Origin of the sequence: Bordetella bronchialis, from assembly GCF_001676705.1 — a bacterium.
Lineage (GTDB): Bacteria > Pseudomonadota > Gammaproteobacteria > Burkholderiales > Burkholderiaceae_B > Bordetella_C > Bordetella_C bronchialis.
Window position 1 is genome coordinate 4641853 of the sequence record NZ_CP016170.1, and the last position, 20189, is coordinate 4662041.

Below are 20189 nucleotides of genomic sequence, written 5' to 3' on the forward strand. Positions count from 1 at the left end.
AGCGGTTTCAGAACGAAAACTGATTCAGCACTTCCGGCATCCCCTGGGCCAGGTCTTCGGCCTCGCGGCGGGCCAGGGAAGCGGCATCCCACAGCTCGAAGTGCGCGCCCATGCCGAGCAGCATCACTTCTCGCGTCATTCCTGCGGCATTGCGCAGTTCGGGGGCGATCAGGATGCGGCCGGATCCGTCCAGCTCGACATCCTGGGCATTGCCCAACAGCAGCCGCTGCAAGGCCCGGGCGGACATGGGCAGCGCGGCGATTGCCTCGCGCTTCTTCTCCCATTCCTGGCGCGGGTAGAGCAGCAGGCAGCCGTCCGGGTGGCGGGTCAGCGTCAGCCGGCCCTCTGCCTGGGCGACCAGGGCGTCACGATGCCGGGTCGGAATCGAGATCCGCCCCTTTGCATCCAGCGTGAGCGCGCTGCTTCCCTGGAACACCCATTCCTCCCACTTAATTGCACAAAAACCTACTTTTTCCCACTCTACGGGAAGGGAAACCCGCGGTCAAGCAACCGGACACAATTTTTTCAATGACAACAAGGACTTAGACGTCACCGTTGAAAACGTAAAATAAAAACCCCCTGATAAATCAGGGGGTTGCAAAATGATCTAAAAGTCCTACCTGAGCCTTCGCGGCGAGGAGCGTCCCGGCGCGACGAATTCTGCCCCCAAGGAGGGGCAAGACGGATCTATAGGCCGGATTCTGTACACCGGGGGAACCCCGGCGGGCAATCATTCCTCTGGCCCGGCCATTACTGGCCGGATCTAGCCATCTACCCGCATGCTCGGACGAGCCGCCCTTTCCGGTCCGGGGACCGTGCGCATGCCTATTTGATGTTGCTCCCGGTAGAGGTTGCCGCGTTTCACCCTGCGACGCCGCGCCCCGCGGAGGAGGCGCGCGGCACGGAAGTGGCCGTGCCTGTGCGCGGAAAACCGCGCCCGCTTCGCAGACTCGTCTCTGTGGCCCTGTTCCTCGGGAATGCGCCGGCAAGCCGCCGCACGCCCGGACGGCCGTTAGCCGCTACCGCGCCCTGTGGAGTCCGGACCTTCCTCGATGCCTTCGCACCGCGATTGCCCGACCCGTCTTGCAAACTGCATTTTAGACCAGCGACGAAATGGATGCCTCGGGATTGCCCGGCGGCCACGGAAAGCCCAGGCCGGAATCGCGCGCGGCCCTGGCGCCAGGCCGCTTCCCACCCACCGAATGCCGGGCGGCCGGAAAGGGAGACGCCCGGCGAACCGGGCGTCTCTTCCGCTTTCCGGCGTGGGCGGATCAGCTCAGCGTCGGATCCAGCACTTCGCTCAGGTCACCCTGGTCCGTGCCCGTGTTCTGCTTCAGCGCGTTGCGGCGCGTCGTAATGCCGGGCAATTCGGGCAGCGACCAGCGGCGCGTGATGAAGCGCAGGATGGACGTGGTATCGAGCATCGTGTGATCGACATAGCCCTTGCGTACCGTGGGCCCGACCACGATGGTCGGAACGCGCGAGCCCGGGCCGAAGCGGTCGCCCTTGGGCGGCGCGATATGGTCCCAGAGACCGCCGTTTTCGTCATAGGTGATGATGACCAGCATGTGGGGCCACTGCGGGCTCTTCTCCAGCTCGGCCACAATGTCGGCGATGGCCTGGTCGCCGCGCAGCACGTCGGCGTAGCCGTTGTGCTCGTTCAGATTGCCGACAGGCTTGTAGAACGCGACGGGCGGCAGCTTGCCGGCGCGGATGTCGGCGATGAAGTTCTCGCCGTTTATGCCGGCGTCCTTCAGGTGCTCGGTGCGTTGCGCGACGCCGTCCGGCGTCGTGGGGTCGAAGCGCTTGAAGTAATTGAAGGGCTGGTGATGGAACTGGAAGTTCACGAAGGGCTGGCCGTTGCCTTGCAAGGCGGTACCCGTATAGTCGGAGCCCGTCCAGCCGGCCGGGTTGGTCGAGCGCGCCGTCTGGAAGGCCCAGCCGCCGCTGTACCAGGCCCACTCCACGCCCTTCTGGCTCAACAGGTCGCCGATATTGGATTGGGTTTGCGGCGGCACCGTGGTGGCGTTGGCGGGGTCGGCCAGCAGGCCGGCCGTCACGCCCTGGGCGTTCGGCGCCGGCTTGTTGCCGCTGGGCTGGTAAGGGGGCTGCATCGTATTGATGCCGAAGCCGTCGGGCGTAATCGTGGCGCTGCTGGTCACGAAGATGGCCGTGGCCGGGCCGCTCAACGCGGAGTCGGCGCCCGGCGCGGCCGGATTCACCGCCAGATGCGAACCCTGGGGACCATCCGACAGGGTGGCCACCTTCCCCTGGTTGGTGGCGGTGATCGGCACGACGGGCGGCGTGGCGGCGATCAGGTACTGGTGGTTCAGGAAGGAGCCGCCGAAGGCGCCCATGAAGAAGTGATCCGCCATCGCGTACTTCTGCGCCACCTTCCACAGCGGCAGCGTATTGGCGTTGCCCGTGAAGTGGCCCATGACAAGACCGCCGGCGCTATCGGCCCAGGCGACGAACTGGTCATTCTTGCCGCCGTCGATCTGCATCTGGTTCTGGTAGAAGTTATGCCAGAGGTCCGCGTTCACCGCCTTCAGGTCGACGCCGGGATAGGTCTCGTTGATGGAGAACGGCTTGTTCGCCATTCCCTGCGTCTGGGACGTGGTCACCACCGGCACGCTGGGATCGAACTGCGCCTTCGCATTGGTCAGGCCGGCCCATACGGGCGGCAGCGCGGCCAGCACGGTCTTGCCGTCGCGGTCGACCTGCGGCAGGTAGCTGGCCGTCGCCAAGGGGCTGTCCACACCCGGGAAATCGCTGTACAGGTTATCGAAGCTGCGGTTCTCCGCGTAGATGACGACGACGTTCTGGATGTTGTCGACCGCGCGGTCCTCCGCGCGCGCGCCCCGGTCCGATGCGCCATCCCCACCATCGCCTCCACAGGCGGCGAGTGAGACCAGAATTGCGATCGCGGCCAGCGGCCTTAGCGACGAAATGCACATCGTGCGGAGAATCGGCTTCATACCGGAATGGTTCCTCTGGCAGTGACAGGAGCAAGGTGTCGCCATCCTCGGCCACTACGATGTGAACTTCGTGAAGCTTCACTGACCATGAACTGAAAGTCGTCGCGTCGCATTCAGCAAGGGGTCAGCGCCTTTTCCCTGAACTGACATATCGCGTTGCTAGCCTCGTCGGGCGTGTCCATCATCGTTCGCCTGGCCCCATGCCCCGAGTACATATCGCCCTGCCGCGCCCTGCCCGCCTCCTGGTTTATATGACCCTGGCGCTGTCGGCGGCCGGGGCGCTGTGGAGCCATGCCGCCGCACAGGACCCGACGCGGTACGACCTCGGCCAGGCGGGACCTGCCCGCGCCGATTACCCGGCGCCGCCCGTGACCTACGATCGCGCCTACGCGAAACAGCGCGCCGCCGATCTGGCGGCCTTGGGCCAGACCTTGTTCATGGACCCGCGGCTATCGGCATCCGGCCGCCAGTCCTGCGCCAGCTGCCACAGCCCGCAGAATCATTTCGGCCCGCCCAACGAGCTGTCCGTGCAGCCGGGCGGCTCGGCGATGAGCCGCACCGGTGTGCGCGCCGTGCCGTCCCTGATGTATCTGCAGCAGGTCCCGCCCTTCAACGAGCACTTCGTCGATAGCGAGGAAGAAGGCGACAACAGTACCGACGCCGGCCCCACGGGCGGCCTGACCTGGGACGGCCGCGTGAACCGCGCGGATTCCCAGGCGCGGATCCCGCTGTTGGACCCGCGCGAGATGGGCAACCGGGACCCCGCCGCCGTGGTGGCCAGCGTGCGGTCGGCCCCCTACGCCGATACCTTGCGCCGCCTATACGGCAGCCACGTCTTCGACGACACGGACAAGGCCTTCAAGGCCATTTCGGAAGCGCTGGCGTATTACCAGGACACGCCGGCGCTGTTCTTTCCCTACAGCAGCAAGTACGACGCCGTCGCGATGGGGCGGGCCGCCTTCACCGACCAGGAAGCGCGCGGCCTGCGCCTGTTCGCGGCGGAGGACAAAGGCAATTGCGCCAGTTGCCATCGCTTCAGCGTGCCCGGCACGCTGCCGGTCTTCAACGACTACGGCCATATCGCGCTGGGCGTTCCGCGTAATCCCGCGATCGCGGACAATGCCGGTCCCGGCTATTTCGACCTGGGCCTATGCGGGCCGTACCGTAAGGATCTGGCCGGCCATCCCGAATACTGCGGCCTGTTCCGCTCGCCGACGCTGCGCAATGTTGCCACGCGCAAGGTGTTCTTCCATAACGGTGTCTTCCATACCCTGCGCGAAGTCGTGGCGTTCTACGCGACGCGCGACGTGCAGCCCGAGCGCTGGTATCCGCGCCGCGCCGACGGCACGGTGGACAAATTCAACGATCTGCCCGCCCGGTACCGCGACAACGTCAATATGGATCCGCCTTTCGGCGGAAAACCCGGCGGCCAGCCCGCGCTGACGCCGCAAGAGATCGACGACGTGGTGGCCTTCCTGGGTACCTTGACCGACGGCTACTTCGACCCGGCGCAGCCGCCGGACGGCGATGCGCAAGGGGCGCCGGAATCGGCCGCGCGGCAGCACGCCGACGCACGGCCGCGCCGTTGAGCTGGCCGACGGTGAGCCCGCGGGCATCGCGTCCGCCTTCCTGCGACAATATCGGTCTTTCCCCGACCGTCCCGTTGTCGTCACATGGCCCCTGCCACCCTTATCACCTTCACCGGCGTCCAGCTGGCCTACGGCCATCATCCCCTGCTGGACGGCGCCGATTTTTCCATCCAGGCCGGCGAGCGCATCGGCCTGATCGGGCGCAACGGCGCGGGTAAATCCTCCATGTTGCGGCTGCTCGATGGCCGCACCGACCCCGACGATGGCGATATCTCGCGCGCCGCCGGACTGAAGGTGGCCACGGTGGAGCAGGAGCCGGTGCTGGACGAACACGCCACCGTGTTCGAGACCGTCTGCGGCCCCGTGGAAGACACCGAGGACTGGCAACGGCCGTCGCGCGTGCGCTCGCTGCTGGAACGCCTGCGCCTGCCGGCCGACGCGCCCGTGGCGGGCCTGTCGGGGGGAACACGCAAACGGGTCGCGCTGGCCCGCGCCCTGGCCGGCGAACCGGATCTGCTGCTGCTGGATGAGCCGACCAACCATCTGGATTTCGAGGGCATCGCCTGGCTGGAAGAGATGCTATCGGCCTGGAAGGGCAGCGCCGTCATCATCACCCACGACCGCCGCTTCCTGGACAACATCGCCACGCGCATCGTCGAACTGGACCGCGGCCGCCTGCTCAGTTTTCCGGGCAACTTCTCCCAATGGCAGGAACGCAAGGCGCAATGGCTGGAATCGGAACGGCTGGAACAGGCGCGCTTCGACAAGCTGCTGGCCCAGGAGGAAGTATGGATACGCAAGGGCGTGGAGGCGCGGCGCACGCGTAACGAAGGACGCGTACGGCGGCTGGAGCGCCTGCGGGTGGAACGCGCGGAGCGACGCGAACGGCAGGGCAACGTCAACCTGGCGCTTGCGGAAGGCCAGCGCTCGGGCAAGCTGGTCGCCGAGTTGCAGCACGTGCGCAAGGCATTCGGCGACCGTGTGGTGGTGGCCGATTATTCGACCACCATCCTGCGCGGGGACCGCATCGGCATCATCGGGCCCAACGGCGCGGGCAAGACCACCCTGCTGCGCATCATCCTGGGCCAGCTGGCCCCCGATGCCGGCACGGTGCGCGGGGGTTCCAATGTGGCGGTGGCCTATTTCGACCAGATGCGCGCGCAGCTCAACGAAACCGACACGCTGGCCGATGTCATCAGCCCGGGCAGCGAGTGGGTGGAGATCGGCGGCACGCGCAAGCACGTGATGAGCTACCTGGGCGATTTCCTGTTCTCGCCGGCGCGCGCGGGCTCGCCGGTCAGCAGCCTGTCCGGCGGCGAACGCGCGCGCTTATTGCTGGCGCGCCTGTTCGCGCGGCCCGCCAACGTACTGGTACTGGATGAGCCGACCAACGATCTCGATATCGAGACCCTGGAACTGCTGGAAGCGCTATTGCAGGAATATACGGGCACCGTCCTGTTGGTCAGCCACGACCGCGAATTCCTGAACAACGTCGTCACGCAAACCATCGCCAGCGACGGACCGGGCATCTGGAACGATTACGTCGGCGGCTATGACGACTGGCTGGCGCAGCGCCCGGCGCCGGGGGAGAACGCCGCGGACAAGCCCGCGGAAAAGACCGACCCCGCGTCGCCATCGGACAGGCAGTCCACGCAGGGCAAACCCAGAAACCCCAAGGCCAGCCGCCTGAGCGCCTGGGAAAGCAAGGAACTGGACGGGCTGCCCGACCAGATCGCCGCCATCGAGGCCGAACAGGCCACCCTGTCGGGCCGCCTGGCCGATGGCTCGCTTTATCGCGATGCGCCCGACGAGGTCGCGCGCATCAACGAAAAGCTGGCGGAGCTCGAACGCACGCTGGAAGAGAAGTTCAACCGCTGGGAACAGCTGGAGGCGCGCCGCGCGGCGGCCTCCTGAAGCACGCGATCAGCCCTGGACCCGCCAGGCCAGCGACTCCCCCGCGGCCAGCGGGACGAGGGTCGTGGCGCCGTACGGCACCTCGTCGGGGATCACATATTCCTGGCGCTTCAACGTCAAGGTCCCGCTATTGCGCGGCAGGCCGTAGAAGTCCGGCCCGAAATGGCTGGCGAAGCCCTCCAGCTTGTCCAGCGCCCCGGCCCGCTCGAAGGCCTTCGCATACAAGGCCATCGCATGCAGGGCCGTATAGCAACCCGCGCAACCGCAGGCATGCTCCTTGAGTCCACGCGCGTGCGGCGCGCTATCGGTGCCCAGGAAGAAGCGCTTGCTGCCGCTGGTCGCCGCGGCAACCAGGGCCTGGCGATGCACTTCCCGCTTGAGTATGGGCAGGCAGTACATGTGCGGCCGCATGCCGCCCTGGAACAGGGCATTGCGGTTGTACAGCAGATGCTGCGGCGTGATAGTGGCCGCCACCGGGCCTTCCGCATCGCGGACGTATTCGGCGCCATCCTTGGTCGTGATGTGCTCGAAGACAACTTTCAACGCCGGATAGGCCTGCCGCAAGGGCCGCATGACGCGTTCGATGAACAAGGCCTCGCGATCGAAGACGTCGACCGCGGGATCGGTGACTTCGCCGTGCACCAGCAAAGGCATGCCGGCTTTTTCCAGCGCGTCCAGCGCCGGCCGGCATTTGCCCAGCAGGTCCGTCACCCCGGCATCCGAGTTCGTCGTGGCCCCCGCGGGATAAAGCTTTACCGCGTGGACGAGCCCCGACTCGCTGGCCCGCCGGATTTCGTCCGCCGAGGTGTTATCGGTCAGATACAGCGTCATCAGCGGCGTGAAAGAGCCCTGCTGCACGCCGGCGCGCGCCAGCGCAAGATTGATGCGTTCGCGATACGCCAGCGCCTGTGCGGTCGTGGTGACGGGCGGCTTCAGGTTGGGCATGACGATGGCCCGTGCGAACTGCCGCGCGGTATCGGCGACCACGGCCGACAGCGCATCGCCATCGCGCAGGTGCAAGTGCCAGTCATCCGGGCGCGTGATGACCATGGTGTCGAAAGACTGTGTGGACATGAAATTTCCAATGTAGTGATGATGGCGGCGGGCGGCCGCATGCACGGCCGCCGGACGAGCCGCGCTACTCCGACAACGGCATGCCGCGCTCGGCCAGGGCGCAGAACATCGCGGCACCCAGCGGGATCACGGCGTCGTTGAAATCGAAGTGGCTGTTGTGCAAGGTGCAACCGGACTCCGCGCCGCCCTGGCCCAAACGGAAGTATGCGCCAGGGCGCGCTTGCAGCATAAAGGAAAAGTCCTCCGAGCCCATCGAGGGCACGAGGTCACGCACGACGTTTTCCTTGCCTATCATCTCGGTGGCGATGTCCGCCACCAGATTGGCATGCTGCGGGGTATTCAGGGTGGCGGGGTAGATGCGTTCGTACTTGACCTCTGCCGTCGCGCCGAATGCGCCGGCGATGGACGTGGCCAGTTCGGTCATCCGGCGCTCTACCAGTTCCTGCACGGTCTTCCGGAAGGTACGCACCGTGCCCACCATGCGCGCTTCGCGCGGGATCACGCTCATGGCGCCGGGATGCCCCGCCTGCACCGAGCCCACGGAAAGCACCGCCGAATCCAGCGGATTAATGTTGCGGGCCACGATGCTTTGCAGCGCGGTGATGAGGTGGCCTGCCACCACCACCGGATCTATCGTCTGGTAAGGATGCGCGCCGTGGCCGCCGCGGCCGTTGATGACGATCTCGAAGCGATCCGCGGCCGCCATCATCGGGCCGGGATTGATCCCTATGGTGCCCGGCGGCAGCCCGGGCCAGTTGTGCAAAGCGTAGATGGCATCGCAGGGAAAGGTATCGAACAGGCCGTCTTCCATCATGGCCTTCGCGCCTCCGCGTCCTTCTTCCGCGGGCTGGAAAATCAGCACCGCGCTGCCGTCGAAGTTGCGCGTCTGCGCCAGGTAGCGCGCGGCGCCGAGCAGCACGGCGGTATGGCCGTCGTGGCCGCATCCGTGCATCAGCCCAGGCTTCGTGGACTTGTGCCCGAATGCGTTGTCCTCGGTCATGGGCAGCGCGTCCATGTCCGCGCGCAGCCCTATCATGCGTCCGCTATCGGTGCCGCGGCCGCGGATGACGCCGACCACGCCTGTCTTGCCGATGCCGCGGTGCACTTCGATGCCCAGCGCCTCCAGCGCGCCGGCGACGATGCCGGAGGTTCGGACCTCTTCGAACCCGAGCTCGGGATGGGCATGCAGGTCACGTCGCAATGCCGTTAGTTCATCATGGAATAAGCGTATCGACTCGAGCGGTGAACGCGGATACATAGCCCGTCACGGATTACAAAGTTGCGGAGTTTAGTGGGTCATTTTAGTTGCTACAGACGATAAATGCCTTTGTCTTTAGGGCGCAGACACGTTATGCTCCGGCCGCAGGATCCATTTTCCAACACTCAGAGAAGGAGAGCCGCATTATGGCCACACCCTCCAAAACCGCGTCTGCCCGCAAGCCGAATGCCGCTTTCATGAAGCCGCTCACGCCTAGCGCAGATCTGGCCGCGGTCATTGGTCCCGAGGCGGTGCCGCGTACCGAGGTCACGAAGAAGATCTGGGAATACATCAAGAAGCACAACCTGCAAGATGCCAACAATAAGCGCAATATCAACGCAGATGACAAGCTGCGGCCGCTGTTTGGCAAGGACCAGGTTTCGATGTTCGAACTGACCAAGCTGGTCAACGCTCATCTGAAGTAAGCGGTGCTCTTGCCCGCCAGGCCACATGGACCGGGCTGCTGCGTCAGCAGGTTCTAATTGCGGACCCCGGCAGACGATAAGCGCCGCGACACGTTGGATGTCAGCAGGCGCGATGCCAGGAAGCGTGCGCACCGCCCTCACGCGGCAGCACCCGGATAACGGCCCGGAATCGGATAAAAAAAACGGCTGGCATTTCGCCAGCCGTTTTTGTTTCCAGACGCCGCACCGTTAGCGCCCATGGGCGCGAGCGATCACGCATAAGCCGTCGGTGCGCGTCCTTCCATCAGCGCAAGCCAGCCCTTGATCAGGCGATAGAGCACCCAGATCACGGTCGCGGCCACGCCGATCCAGCCAATGAAAATCAGTGTGGCGATGGCGCTGATGGCAAGCCACAGCAGGGCCCACCAGAAGGTACGCAACAGCCAGTCGAAGTGGGACGCGTAATAGGTGCCTGCCGCATCGGCGCGCTTTATATATACCAGCACGACCGCCGCAAGTGTCGCGATGGCGAGAAAACCGCCCGTCACGAAGCCCAGGGCATACAAGCCATACGCGACGTGCGTAATGGTGCGCAGATCGGGACTGTTGCCGGCAACAGGGGACTGGGGCTCGCTCACGATAACCGCTCCTTCTTCCATCTCATCGATCGAATATGTTACCGCACAACATCCGCGGCTTCTTCCGCGACGGCGGCCGGCAACGTTAAACGTTGTTATTTATGGACGCCGTTCGTGCCTGCGGCAACGAACCCCGCGCGAGGCCTTGCTGCAATGGTGGACTGGGGGACCGTCCAGGTCCTGCGATGGTGGACCGGGTGCCCGTGCAAGCGGGCCACATAAAGCAAAACCCCGCTGGGGAGCCCAGCGGGGTTTTGGGGATAAGAGCCTGACGATGACCTACTTTCACAGACGTCCGTCCACTATCATCGGCGCGAAGGCGTTTCACTGTCCTGTTCGGGATGGGAAGGAGTGGGACCACCTTGCTATGGTCGTCAGGCGTAAGGGGTTGCGCACCGCGTGGGCTGGCCGGGGATGCCGGTGAGCTTGCCGCGTCACGCCAATCTGGTCGAAGCACGCTGCCTGGCCGGGCCCGGTGAGGGGGTACTGGCCTGGGCAACGATCGGTATTGGTTCTGTCTTGCTGGATGCGGGTCGAGACTGCGGGCAGCGCTTGGCTGCCTGGCACAGTGTCGCAAGTATCATGGCTTATGCAAGCCGACTTGCCTGGGATGCGTTCGATGGTTTTCCAACCATCAGGGTTATAGGATCAAGCCGCACGGGCAATTAGTATCGGTTAGCTTAACGCATTACTGCGCTTCCACACCCGACCTATCAACGTCCTGGTCTTGAACGACCCTTCAGGGGGCTCGAGGCCCCGGGATACCTAATCTTCAGACGAGTTTCCCGCTTAGATGCCTTCAGCGGTTATCTCTTCCGTACATAGCTACCCGGCAATGCCATTGGCATGACAACCGGTACACCAGAGGTACGTCCACTCCGGTCCTCTCGTACTAGGAGCAGGCTCCGTCAAGTATCCAACGCCCACGGCAGATAGGGACCAAACTGTCTCACGACGTTTTAAACCCAGCTCACGTACCTCTTTAAATGGCGAACAGCCATACCCTTGGGACCGGCTACAGCCCCAGGATGAGATGAGCCGACATCGAGGTGCCAAACACCGCCGTCGATATGAACTCTTGGGCGGTATCAGCCTGTTATCCCCAGAGTACCTTTTATCCGTTGAGCGATGGCCCTTCCATTCAGAACCACCGGATCACTATGTCCTGCTTTCGCACCTGTTCGACTTGTCAGTCTCACAGTCAAGCACGCTTATGCCATTGCACTATCAGCACGATTTCCGACCGTACCTAGCGTACCTTCGAACTCCTCCGTTACGCTTTGGGAGGAGACCGCCCCAGTCAAACTGCCCACCATGCACTGTCCCCAACCCGGATAACGGGCCAAGGTTAGAACCGCAAACAGACCAGGGTGGTATTTCAAGGTCGGCTCCACCGAATCTGGCGACTCGGTTTCCGCGCCTCCCACCTATCCTACACAGGCCGGTTCACAGTCCAATGCAAAGCTACAGTAAAGGTTCATGGGGTCTTTCCGTCTAGCCGCGGGTAGATTGCATCATCACAAACACTTCAACTTCGCTGAGTCTCGGGAGGAGACAGTGTGGCCATCGTTACGCCATTCGTGCAGGTCGGAACTTACCCGACAAGGAATTTCGCTACCTTAGGACCGTTATAGTTACGGCCGCCGTTTACCGGGGCTTCGATCAAGAGCTTGCACCCCATCACTTAACCTTCCGGCACCGGGCAGGCGTCACACCCTATACGTCGACTTTCGTCTTTGCAGAGTGCTGTGTTTTTAATAAACAGTCGCAGCCACCGATTCTCTGCGACCCCATCATGCTCAGCGCGCAGGCGCCTCACACTACCGGGGCATACCTTCTCCCGAAGTTACGGTATCAATTTGCCGAGTTCCTTCTCCCGAGTTCTCTCAAGCGCCTTGGAATATTCATCCCGTCCACCTGTGTCGGTTTGCGGTACGGTCTCGTACAGCTGAAGCTTAGAGGCTTTTCTTGGAACCACTTCCAATCACTTCGCAAGCCATGCTCGCTCGTGCCACACCCTTGAGTCTCGCGCCCGGATTTGCCTAAGCGCCCTCTTCAATGCAGCAACAGGGACTTCCAACACCCTGATGATCTTCCGCAATCCGTCCCCCCATCGCACTGTACGATGGTGCTGGAATATTAACCAGCTTCCCATCAGCTACGCATCTCTGCCTCGCCTTAGGGGCCGACTCACCCTGCGCCGATGAACGTTGCGCAGGAAACCTTGGACTTACGGCGAGGGGGCTTTTCACCCCCTTTATCGCTACTCATGTCAGCATTCGCACTTCTGATACCTCCAGCAACCCTTACGAGTCACCTTCGCAGGCTTACAGAACGCTCTCCTACCGCGTGTACCAAAGTACACACCCGCAGCTTCGGTTTATCGCTTAGCCCCGTTACATCTTCCGCGCAGGACGACTCGATCAGTGAGCTATTACGCTTTCTTTAAAGGATGGCTGCTTCTAAGCCAACCTCCTGACTGTCTAAGCCTTCCCACTTCGTTTCCCACTTAGCGATAATTGGGGACCTTAGCTGGCGGTCTGGGTTGTTTCCCTCTTGAGTCCGGACGTTAGCACCCGGTGCTCTGTCTCCCAAGCTGGACTTGCGGGTATTCGGAGTTTGCCATGGTTTGGTAAGTCGCCATGACCCCCTAGCCATAACAGTGCTCTACCCCCCGCAGTCATACTTGAGGCACTACCTAAATAGTTTTCGGAGAGAACCAGCTATTTCCAGATTTGTTTAGCCTTTCACCCCTATCCACAGCTCATCCCCTAGTTTTTCAACACTAGTGGGTTCGGTCCTCCAGCACGTGTTACCGTGCCTTCAACCTGGCCATGGATAGATCATCTGGTTTCGGGTCTACACCCAGCGACTGAATCGCCCTATTCGGACTCGCTTTCGCTACGCCTTCCCTATCCGGTTAAGCTCGCCACTGAATGTAAGTCGCTGACCCATTATACAAAAGGTACGCCGTCACCCCACAAGGAGGCTCCGACTGTTTGTATGCATACGGTTTCAGGATCTATTTCACTCCCCTTCCGGGGTTCTTTTCGCCTTTCCCTCACGGTACTGGTTCACTATCGGTCGATCACGAGTATTTAGCCTTGGAGGATGGTCCCCCCATCTTCAAACAGGATTTCACGTGTCCCGCCCTACTTCTCTTACGCTTAGTTCCACGCATTGCATTTCGCCTACAGGGCTATCACCTGCTACGGCCGGGCTTTCCATCCCGTTCGACTATGCAACACGCTAAATCGTAAAGGCTCTTCCGATTTCGCTCGCCACTACTTTCGGAATCTCGGTTGATTTCTTTTCCTCGAGCTACTGAGATGTTTCAGTTCACCCGGTTCGCCTCCTGGAGCCTATGTATTCAGCCCAGGATACCGCCTTGCGGCAGTGGGTTTCCCCATTCGGACATCTGCGGATCAATGCTTGTTTGCCAGCTCCCCGCAGCTTTTCGCAGGCTACAACGTCCTTCATCGCCTGTGATCGCCAAGGCATCCACCATATGCACTTAGTCGCTTGATCCTATAACGCTAATGGCTATAAAACCGTCCAAGCAACCGTCTTGCTTCTGACATGATACTTTGCGTTTGTGCCGTCCAATCCTCAATCACTTGAGTTTGAACTATCATGCAATCACAACCCGTATCCAACGGCGCATCTCTCAATGCACCGCCAATACTTCTCGTTGTGCTTCTTCCAGATTGTTAAAGAACAAATAAAACTGTCGAGTCAAAAACCCAACGCTCAAGACTCGTTCGCCTCGCCAGGATCTTTCCATCCCGCCAGGCGCCAAGCGCTGACCGTTGAACTCTTTCTTCGCGGACCCTTCGACACTGCGCACCAGGTAAGTGGTGGAGGTGAACGGGATCGAACCGATGACATCCTGCTTGCAAAGCAGGCGCTCTCCCAGCTGAGCTACACCCCCATTAACGCACCGCCTTTCAACGCTGCCTTAACTCGCTTAATCGTTGGTGGGTCTGGTTGGATTCGAACCAACGACCCCCGCCTTATCAAGACGGTGCTCTAACCGACTGAGCTACAGACCCAATTCGCATCGGATCCGCTATCGATCCAGTCTTACACAACAACCGATAAGTGTGGCCACTTGACGCACTTGTGCGCGCGCTCTGAAAGGAGGTGATCCAGCCGCACCTTCCGATACGGCTACCTTGTTACGACTTCACCCCAGTCATGAATCCTACCGTGGTAATCGCCCTCCTTGCGGTTAGGCTAACTACTTCTGGTAAAACCCACTCCCATGGTGTGACGGGCGGTGTGTACAAGACCCGGGAACGTATTCACCGCGACATGCTGATCCGCGATTACTAGCGATTCCGACTTCACGCAGTCGAGTTGCAGACTGCGATCCGGACTACGATCGGGTTTCTGGGATTGGCTCCCCCTCGCGGGTTGGCGACCCTCTGTCCCGACCATTGTATGACGTGTGAAGCCCTACCCATAAGGGCCATGAGGACTTGACGTCATCCCCACCTTCCTCCGGTTTGTCACCGGCAGTCTCATTAGAGTGCCCTTTCGTAGCAACTAATGACAAGGGTTGCGCTCGTTGCGGGACTTAACCCAACATCTCACGACACGAGCTGACGACAGCCATGCAGCACCTGTGTTCCGGTTCTCTTGCGAGCACTCCCAAATCTCTTCGGGATTCCAGACATGTCAAGGGTAGGTAAGGTTTTTCGCGTTGCATCGAATTAATCCACATCATCCACCGCTTGTGCGGGTCCCCGTCAATTCCTTTGAGTTTTAATCTTGCGACCGTACTCCCCAGGCGGTCAACTTCACGCGTTAGCTGCGCTACCAAGCCCCGAAGGACCCAACAGCTAGTTGACATCGTTTAGGGCGTGGACTACCAGGGTATCTAATCCTGTTTGCTCCCCACGCTTTCGTGCATGAGCGTCAGTGTTATCCCAGGGGGCTGCCTTCGCCATCGGTGTTCCTCCACATATCTACGCATTTCACTGCTACACGTGGAATTCCACCCCCCTCTGACACACTCTAGCCCGGTAGTTAAAAATGCAGTTCCAAGGTTAAGCCCTGGGATTTCACATCTTTCTTTCCGAACCGCCTGCGCACGCTTTACGCCCAGTAATTCCGATTAACGCTTGCACCCTACGTATTACCGCGGCTGCTGGCACGTAGTTAGCCGGTGCTTATTCTGCAGGTACCGTCAGTTACGCCAGGTATTAGCCGGCGCCGTTTCTTTCCTGCCAAAAGTGCTTTACAACCCGAAGGCCTTCATCGCACACGCGGGATGGCTGGATCAGGGTTGCCCCCATTGTCCAAAATTCCCCACTGCTGCCTCCCGTAGGAGTCTGGGCCGTGTCTCAGTCCCAGTGTGGCTGGTCGTCCTCTCAAACCAGCTACGGATCGTCGCCTTGGTGAGCCGTTACCCCACCAACTAGCTAATCCGATATCGGCCGCTCCAATAGTGCGAGGTCCGAAGATCCCCCGCTTTCCCCCTCAGGGCGTATGCGGTATTAGCTACGCTTTCGCGTAGTTATCCCCCGCTACTGGGCACGTTCCGATACATTACTCACCCGTTCGCCACTCGCCGCCAGACCGAAGTCCGCGCTGCCGTTCGACTTGCATGTGTAAGGCATCCCGCCAGCGTTCAATCTGAGCCAGGATCAAACTCTTCAGTTCAATCTCTGTTTCGCACAACCTGCTAGAGGTTGTCTTTCGCTTAGCGCTCTCAAAGGAAGTGATAGAACCCAGACGATCTTTCGACCCTCTGATTCCTGACACTTACTTCTGTGAGCACTTGATTTCTTTGGCCCAGCCCCGCTCGATACTCGCGTATCGAACCGGACCGGTGCGCCTAAGCCCATCAAGCGCCCACACTTATCGGTTGTTTCGTTTTTAAAGAACAAGTGGGTTATGACACCCTGGGGCTTTTACACCCCCGGCCCTGCCAGCCCGCCACCCTTTCCAGGGCAGCTTGCCGATCCAGCCCGACCGCGGCGCCCGCCCTTCGGCTTGCGTTTCGCGTCGTTCGCTGTGTCAGCAGCAGAGAAACGAGATTATGAAGACATTTTTTTGGGCTGTCAAATCAAACTGCGTTTTGCGAAATCACGTTTCACTTGCCGCTGTGCAGAATCGAACTCCGAAGGGATCCGGGATTCCCGATCCGCTCAGCGCTTCCGCACAAGATTCGAGCTGCCGCCCCGGGCCTGGTCGATACCGACCAGTCTTCTGCCCGCCAGTCCAATGTTGCAACTGGAACTAAGCATCATAGCACGCATCGGCACTCCGCCCAAGCGACGCCCCGGCCCGCCACGCCTGCCGGCGTCCGGACTCTGCTTCCGTTCGCCTATTCCCGGCCCTGCGCTTGCCAGCTCCCGCGCTTCGCGTCCCCGCCGAGCTACCTGGCGCCCCCCTTCCCGGGACGCCGCCGCCGGCCGCGAGTTCGACCGGTCCCCGATACCGGGAACGCCCGATCCCGCGCGGCCGCGATCGCGCTACAGCGCCAGCTCCGTGGTTTCCTTGATCTTTTGCAGGGCAAAGCTGGACCGCATGTCGATAACCGCCGGGTGTTGCATGAGCGTGTCCATGGCGAAGCGGGAGAAGTGGGCCAGGTCCTCGACCTGGATGCGCAACAGGTAGTCCATGTCGCCGGTCATCGCGTAGCAGGCGACGACTTCGGGCCAGGCCTGCACATCGCGCGCGAATTCGGCCATGGGCGCATGGCTGGAGCCGCTGTGCTTGTTCAAGCGGATGGTGACGTAGGCCACCAGGCCGAAGCCTACTTTCTCGGCGTCGACCAGGGCGACATAGCGGCGGATATAGCCGTCCTCTTCCAGGCGGCGGACGCGGCGCAGGCAAGGGCTGGGGGACAGCGATACGCGGTCGGCCAGCTCCTGGTTGGTCAAGCGGCCGTCCCGCTGCAGCTCGGCCAGGATTCTGCGATCCGTCCTATCCAGCAATTCTTTCGACATTTTCCGCCCCTGAAACTTGAATCGAGAACATTTTATTGCCGAAAATCCCTATTTCGCGACGCTTATCGCAATCGGCTGCCGCCGACTGTTTCCTACAATTTTCAGACCTCTTCCACTACAAAAGACAGGGACGCACGACATGACAGCAGCCTTCCAACCGTGGGACAACCCCATGGGAACCGCCGGTTTCGAATTCGTCGAATATGCCGCCCCGGATCCCGCGGCGCTGCGGCGGGTGTTCGAACTGCTGGGCTTCAAGGCAATCGCGCGGCACCGCCACAAGGACGTGATCCTGTACCGCCAGGGCGGCATCAACTTCCTGGTGAATGCGGAGCCCGATTCGTTCGCCCAGCGCTTCGCCCGGCTGCATGGTCCCTCTATCTGTGCCATCGCGTTCCGGGTGCAGGACGCGGCGGCGGCCTATCGCCGGGCGCTGGACCGGGGCGCCTGGGGCTTCGATTCGCACAGCGGTCCCATGGAATTGAACATACCGGCGATCAAGGGCATAGGCGATTCGCTGATTTACCTGGTGGACCGCTGGCGCGGCAAAAGCGGCCATGGCGGCATCGGGGACATCAGCATCTACGACGTCGACTTCGAACCCATCGACGCACGCACCGCTGAAAGCGATGTGAACCATGTGGGCGCGGGGCTGACCATGGTGGACCACCTGACCCACAACGTCCACAAGGGGCGTATGGCCGAATGGGCGGAATTCTACGAACGGCTGTTCAACTTCCGCGAGGTCCGGTATTTCGATATCGAAGGCCAGGTGACGGGCGTCAAATCCAAGGCGATGACTTCGCCGTGCGGCAACATCCGTATCCCGATCAACGAAGAAGGCACGGAGCAGAAGGGGCAGATCCAGGAATACCTGGACCTGTACCATGGGGAGGGCATCCAGCATATCGCCATGGGCACCGACGATATCTACGCCACGGTAGAGGCGCTGCGCGCGCAGGGCGTCCGCTTCCTGGATACGCCGGACACCTATTACGAGCTGCTGGACCGGCGCGTCCCGAACCACGGCGAGCAGACGGAGCGCCTTGCGCGCAACCGGATCCTGCTGGACGGCGCCCCGGGGGGCGGCCTGCTGCTGCAGATTTTTACCGAGAACCAGATAGGGCCGATCTTCTTCGAGATCATCCAGCGCAAGGGCAACGAGGGATTCGGCGAGGGCAACTTCAAGGCGCTGTTCGAATCCATCGAACTCGACCAGATGCGCCGTGGCGTGCTGAAACCCGCCGAGGCGGCCGGCAAGGCGTGATCAAGGCTGCCTGGACGCCGGCGCCAGCGTGAGGATCCATTTGGCGATTTCGTGCGCTTCCTCGGGGCTGACCTGGGGTTGCGCCGCCATGGAGAGCTTGCCCCAGCGGTAGCGGCCGCCGTTGCGTATGGAGTTGGCAAGGTAGGCCTCGGCGTCCGGCTGCCCGGCGTAGCGCTGCGCCACCGCCGTGAAGGGCGGTCCGACGCGGGGGCTGTCGATTTGATGGCAGCCCAGGCATACCTTGCTCTTTACCAGCGATTCCCCCACGGTCTGGGCGAGCGCTCCTTGCGCCAGCAGCAGTCCCAGCGCGGCGGCGGCCACGCGTTTCCCTATCCCATCAATCTTCAAATGCATCGGTCACGGCTCCGCGACTGGCCGTGCCCGCAAGCTTGCCGAACTTCGCCAGCACCCCGCGCGTGTAGCGGGGCTTGGGCGGGGTCCAGGCTTTGCGGCGTTCGGCCATTTCTTCGTCGCTGATATTCAATTGCAGCAGCAGTCGGTGGGCATCGATGGTAACCGAATCGCCCTCGCGGATCAGGGCGATGGGGCCGCCGACGAAAGCCTCGGGCGCCACATGGCCCACGACCATGCCCCATGTGCCGCCCGAGAACCGGCCATCCGTGATCAGGCCGACGGTTTCACCCAGGCCTTGCCCGATCAGGGCGGAAGTCGGCGCCAGCATTTCGCGCATGCCGGGGCCGCCCTTGGGGCCTTCGTAGCGGATGACGACGACGTCGCCGTCCACAATGGCGCGCGCCATGATGGCCGCCATGGCATCGTCCTCGGAATCGAAAACCCTGGCCGGACCGGTGATCACCGGGTTCTTCAGGCCGGTGATCTTCGCCACGCAGCCCTCGGGCGCCAGATTGCCCTTGAGGATGGCCAGGTGCCCCTGGGAATAGAGGGCCTTGCCGATCGGCCGGATGACGTCCTGGCCCGCCGGCGGTTCGTCCGGTACATCGCGCAGCGTCTCCGCGATGGTCTTGCCCGTGATGGTGGGACAGTCGCCATGCAAAAGACCGGCGTTGAGCAAGAGTTTCATGACCTGCGGAATGCCGCCCGCGCGATGCAGGTCGGTGGCCACATATCGTCCTGAGGGCTTCAGGTCGCAGATGACGGGCACGCGCCGGCGCACCCGCTCGAAATCGTCGATCGTCCACTCCACCTCCGCAGCGTGGGCGATGGCAAGGAAATGCAGCACCGCGTTCGTCGAGCCGCCGGTGGCCATGATGACGGACACCGCGTTTTCGATGGATGGGCGCGTGATCAGGTCGCGCGGCCGGATGCCGCGGCGCACCGCCTCTACCAGTACGCGCGCGGACTCGGCGGCCGATGCGGCTTTCTCGGCATCCTCGTTCGCCATCGTGCTGGAATAAGGCAGGCTCAGGCCCATGGCCTCGAAGGAGGCGCTCATGGTGTTCGCGGTGTACATGCCGCCACAGGATCCCGATCCCGGCACCGCGCATTGCTCGATCTGCTTGAAGTCCGTTTCGTCCATGCGGCCCATGGTGTATTCGCCCACCGCCTCGAACACCGACACGATGGTCAGGTCGCGGCCCTTGTAGTGGCCCGGCTTGATCGTGCCGCCATAGACATAGATGGCAGGCACATTCATCCGCGCCATGGCGATCATGCCGCCCGGCATATTCTTGTCGCAGCCGCCGATGACGACGACGCCATCCATCCACTGCCCCTGCACGGCGGTCTCGATGCAATCGGCGATGACCTCGCGCGAGACCAGGGAATATTTCATGCCCTCCGTGCCCATGGACATGCCGTCCGAGATCGTCGGGGTGCCGAATACCTGGGGATTGGCGCCGGCCTCTCGCACGGCCTGCACCGCGGCGTCGGCCAGGCGCTGCAGGCCGCTGTTGCAGGGCGTGATCGTGGAATGGCCGTTGGCCACGCCTATCATCGGATTGTCGAAGTCGCTTTCGCGGTAACCCAGGGCGTAGTACATGGCCCGGTTGGGTGCGCGCGCCACGCCTTGCGTGATATGCCGGGAACGTTCATTCGCTGCCATGATCTGACTCCTTGCCGGCGAGCATGCCGGTGCCGCGGCCATACGGGCCGGTTATGATCGGGCCACCCTGTTTTATACATCCAAC

Annotated in this window: 12 protein-coding genes, 2 tRNA genes, 3 rRNA genes and 1 other RNA gene; 4 read left to right on the forward strand and 14 right to left on the reverse strand. The window is 62.2% G+C overall.

All coding sequences use genetic code 11. From position 1 onward, the window contains the following. Positions 1–7: 7 nt before the first annotated feature. The 3 genes from mraZ to acpA all read right to left on the reverse strand — a co-directional run bounded on the left by mraZ (position 8) and on the right by acpA (position 2978). Positions 8–436 carry a division/cell wall cluster transcriptional repressor MraZ gene (mraZ, locus tag BAU06_RS20435; protein WP_066354554.1) on the reverse strand — a complete coding sequence of 143 codons (429 nt, stop codon included), beginning with the start codon at positions 434–436 and terminating at the stop codon, positions 8–10. Between the two features lie 238 nt (positions 437–674). After that, an RNA gene (gene rnpB / locus BAU06_RS20440) (RNase P RNA component class A) lies at positions 675–1085 on the reverse strand. 186 nt (positions 1086–1271) lie between these two features. Next, the gene (gene acpA, locus BAU06_RS20445; protein WP_231933916.1) at positions 1272–2978 is read right to left on the reverse strand and encodes an acid phosphatase; all 1707 of its coding nucleotides are present in this window, start codon (positions 2976–2978) and stop codon (positions 1272–1274) included. Positions 2979–3178: 200 nt separating this feature from the next. Here acpA and BAU06_RS20450 point away from each other — a divergent pair, with 200 nt between their 5' ends. Both BAU06_RS20450 and BAU06_RS20455 read left to right on the forward strand, forming a co-directional pair. Continuing rightward, positions 3179–4567 (forward strand): cytochrome-c peroxidase, encoded by a 1389-nt coding sequence (locus BAU06_RS20450; RefSeq protein ID WP_082988370.1) that lies wholly within the window; start codon positions 3179–3181, stop codon positions 4565–4567. A gap of 84 nt (positions 4568–4651) precedes the next feature. Further along, on the forward strand, positions 4652–6481 hold the full coding sequence (locus BAU06_RS20455; RefSeq protein ID WP_066354562.1) for an ATP-binding cassette domain-containing protein: 1830 nt from the start codon (positions 4652–4654) through the stop codon (positions 6479–6481). Positions 6482–6490: 9 nt separating this feature from the next. On the opposite strand, the gene pyrC is transcribed toward BAU06_RS20455, so the two are convergent. Together pyrC and BAU06_RS20465 are read right to left on the reverse strand one after the other, a co-directional pair. Further along, positions 6491–7555, reverse strand: coding sequence for a dihydroorotase (pyrC, locus tag BAU06_RS20460; RefSeq protein WP_066354565.1), 1065 nt, complete (start codon positions 7553–7555; stop codon positions 6491–6493). 64 nt (positions 7556–7619) lie between these two features. Then, positions 7620–8813 carry a M20 aminoacylase family protein gene (locus BAU06_RS20465; protein WP_066354567.1) on the reverse strand — a complete coding sequence of 398 codons (1194 nt, stop codon included), beginning with the start codon at positions 8811–8813 and terminating at the stop codon, positions 7620–7622. Between the two features lie 146 nt (positions 8814–8959). Here BAU06_RS20465 and BAU06_RS20470 point away from each other — a divergent pair, with 146 nt between their 5' ends. After that, entirely contained in the window at positions 8960–9238 is a 279-nt protein-coding gene (locus BAU06_RS20470; protein WP_066354569.1) for an SWIB/MDM2 domain-containing protein, read from the forward strand. 251 nt (positions 9239–9489) lie between these two features. Here BAU06_RS20470 and BAU06_RS20475 read toward each other — a convergent pair whose 3' ends face one another. From BAU06_RS20475 to BAU06_RS20505, 7 genes are all read right to left on the reverse strand, one after another. Then, positions 9490–9876 (reverse strand): DUF4870 family protein, encoded by a 387-nt coding sequence (locus BAU06_RS20475; protein ID WP_066354570.1) that lies wholly within the window; start codon positions 9874–9876, stop codon positions 9490–9492. A 245-nt stretch (positions 9877–10121) separates the two neighbouring features. Beyond that, a 5S ribosomal RNA gene (rrf, locus tag BAU06_RS20480) occupies positions 10122–10234 on the reverse strand. Positions 10235–10499: 265 nt separating this feature from the next. Beyond that, positions 10500–13383 (reverse strand): 23S ribosomal RNA (locus BAU06_RS20485). A gap of 327 nt (positions 13384–13710) precedes the next feature. Next, a tRNA-Ala gene (locus BAU06_RS20490) sits at positions 13711–13786 on the reverse strand. Between the two features lie 44 nt (positions 13787–13830). Next, positions 13831–13907, reverse strand: a tRNA-Ile gene (locus BAU06_RS20495). A gap of 84 nt (positions 13908–13991) precedes the next feature. Beyond that, positions 13992–15522: ribosomal RNA gene (locus tag BAU06_RS20500) — 16S ribosomal RNA — on the reverse strand. Together the 16S, 23S and 5S rRNA genes with 2 tRNA genes alongside form the textbook arrangement of a ribosomal RNA operon. Before the next feature lie 815 nt (positions 15523–16337). Then, complete coding sequence (locus tag BAU06_RS20505) at positions 16338–16814, reverse strand: Lrp/AsnC family transcriptional regulator (protein ID WP_066354572.1); 477 nt, start codon at positions 16812–16814, stop codon at positions 16338–16340. A gap of 139 nt (positions 16815–16953) precedes the next feature. On the opposite strand from BAU06_RS20505, the gene hppD reads away from it, so the two are divergent. Beyond that, on the forward strand, positions 16954–18081 hold the full coding sequence (hppD, locus tag BAU06_RS20510) for a 4-hydroxyphenylpyruvate dioxygenase (RefSeq protein WP_066354577.1): 1128 nt from the start codon (positions 16954–16956) through the stop codon (positions 18079–18081). Here hppD and BAU06_RS20515 read toward each other — a convergent pair whose 3' ends face one another. Both BAU06_RS20515 and ilvD read right to left on the reverse strand, forming a co-directional pair. Next, on the reverse strand, positions 18082–18435 hold the full coding sequence (locus BAU06_RS20515) for a c-type cytochrome (RefSeq protein ID WP_066354580.1): 354 nt from the start codon (positions 18433–18435) through the stop codon (positions 18082–18084). It abuts the gene before it with no gap. Next, positions 18419–20104, reverse strand: coding sequence for a dihydroxy-acid dehydratase (gene ilvD, locus BAU06_RS20520; protein ID WP_066354585.1), 1686 nt, complete (start codon positions 20102–20104; stop codon positions 18419–18421). Before ilvD ends, BAU06_RS20515 begins: the two co-directional genes overlap by 17 nt. Positions 20105–20189: the final 85 nt, after the last annotated feature.

What these genes read in the sequence shown, in the direction of transcription:
- acpA (WP_231933916.1), bottom strand. Translation starts at nt 2,978, where the DNA reads ATGAAGCCGATTCTCCGCACGATGTGCATTTCGTCGCTAAGGCCGCTG.
- BAU06_RS20450 (WP_082988370.1), top strand. Translation starts at nt 3,179, where the DNA reads ATGCCCCGAGTACATATCGCCCTGCCGCGCCCTGCCCGCCTCCTGGTT.
- BAU06_RS20455 (WP_066354562.1), top strand. Translation starts at nt 4,652, where the DNA reads ATGGCCCCTGCCACCCTTATCACCTTCACCGGCGTCCAGCTGGCCTAC.
- pyrC (WP_066354565.1), bottom strand. Translation starts at nt 7,555, where the DNA reads ATGTCCACACAGTCTTTCGACACCATGGTCATCACGCGCCCGGATGAC.
- BAU06_RS20465 (WP_066354567.1), bottom strand. Translation starts at nt 8,813, where the DNA reads ATGTATCCGCGTTCACCGCTCGAGTCGATACGCTTATTCCATGATGAA.
- BAU06_RS20470 (WP_066354569.1), top strand. Translation starts at nt 8,960, where the DNA reads ATGGCCACACCCTCCAAAACCGCGTCTGCCCGCAAGCCGAATGCCGCT.
- BAU06_RS20475 (WP_066354570.1), bottom strand. Translation starts at nt 9,876, where the DNA reads ATGGAAGAAGGAGCGGTTATCGTGAGCGAGCCCCAGTCCCCTGTTGCC.
- BAU06_RS20505 (WP_066354572.1), bottom strand. Translation starts at nt 16,814, where the DNA reads ATGTCGAAAGAATTGCTGGATAGGACGGATCGCAGAATCCTGGCCGAG.
- hppD (WP_066354577.1), top strand. Translation starts at nt 16,954, where the DNA reads ATGACAGCAGCCTTCCAACCGTGGGACAACCCCATGGGAACCGCCGGT.
- BAU06_RS20515 (WP_066354580.1), bottom strand. Translation starts at nt 18,435, where the DNA reads ATGCATTTGAAGATTGATGGGATAGGGAAACGCGTGGCCGCCGCCGCG.
- ilvD (WP_066354585.1), bottom strand. Translation starts at nt 20,104, where the DNA reads ATGGCAGCGAATGAACGTTCCCGGCATATCACGCAAGGCGTGGCGCGC.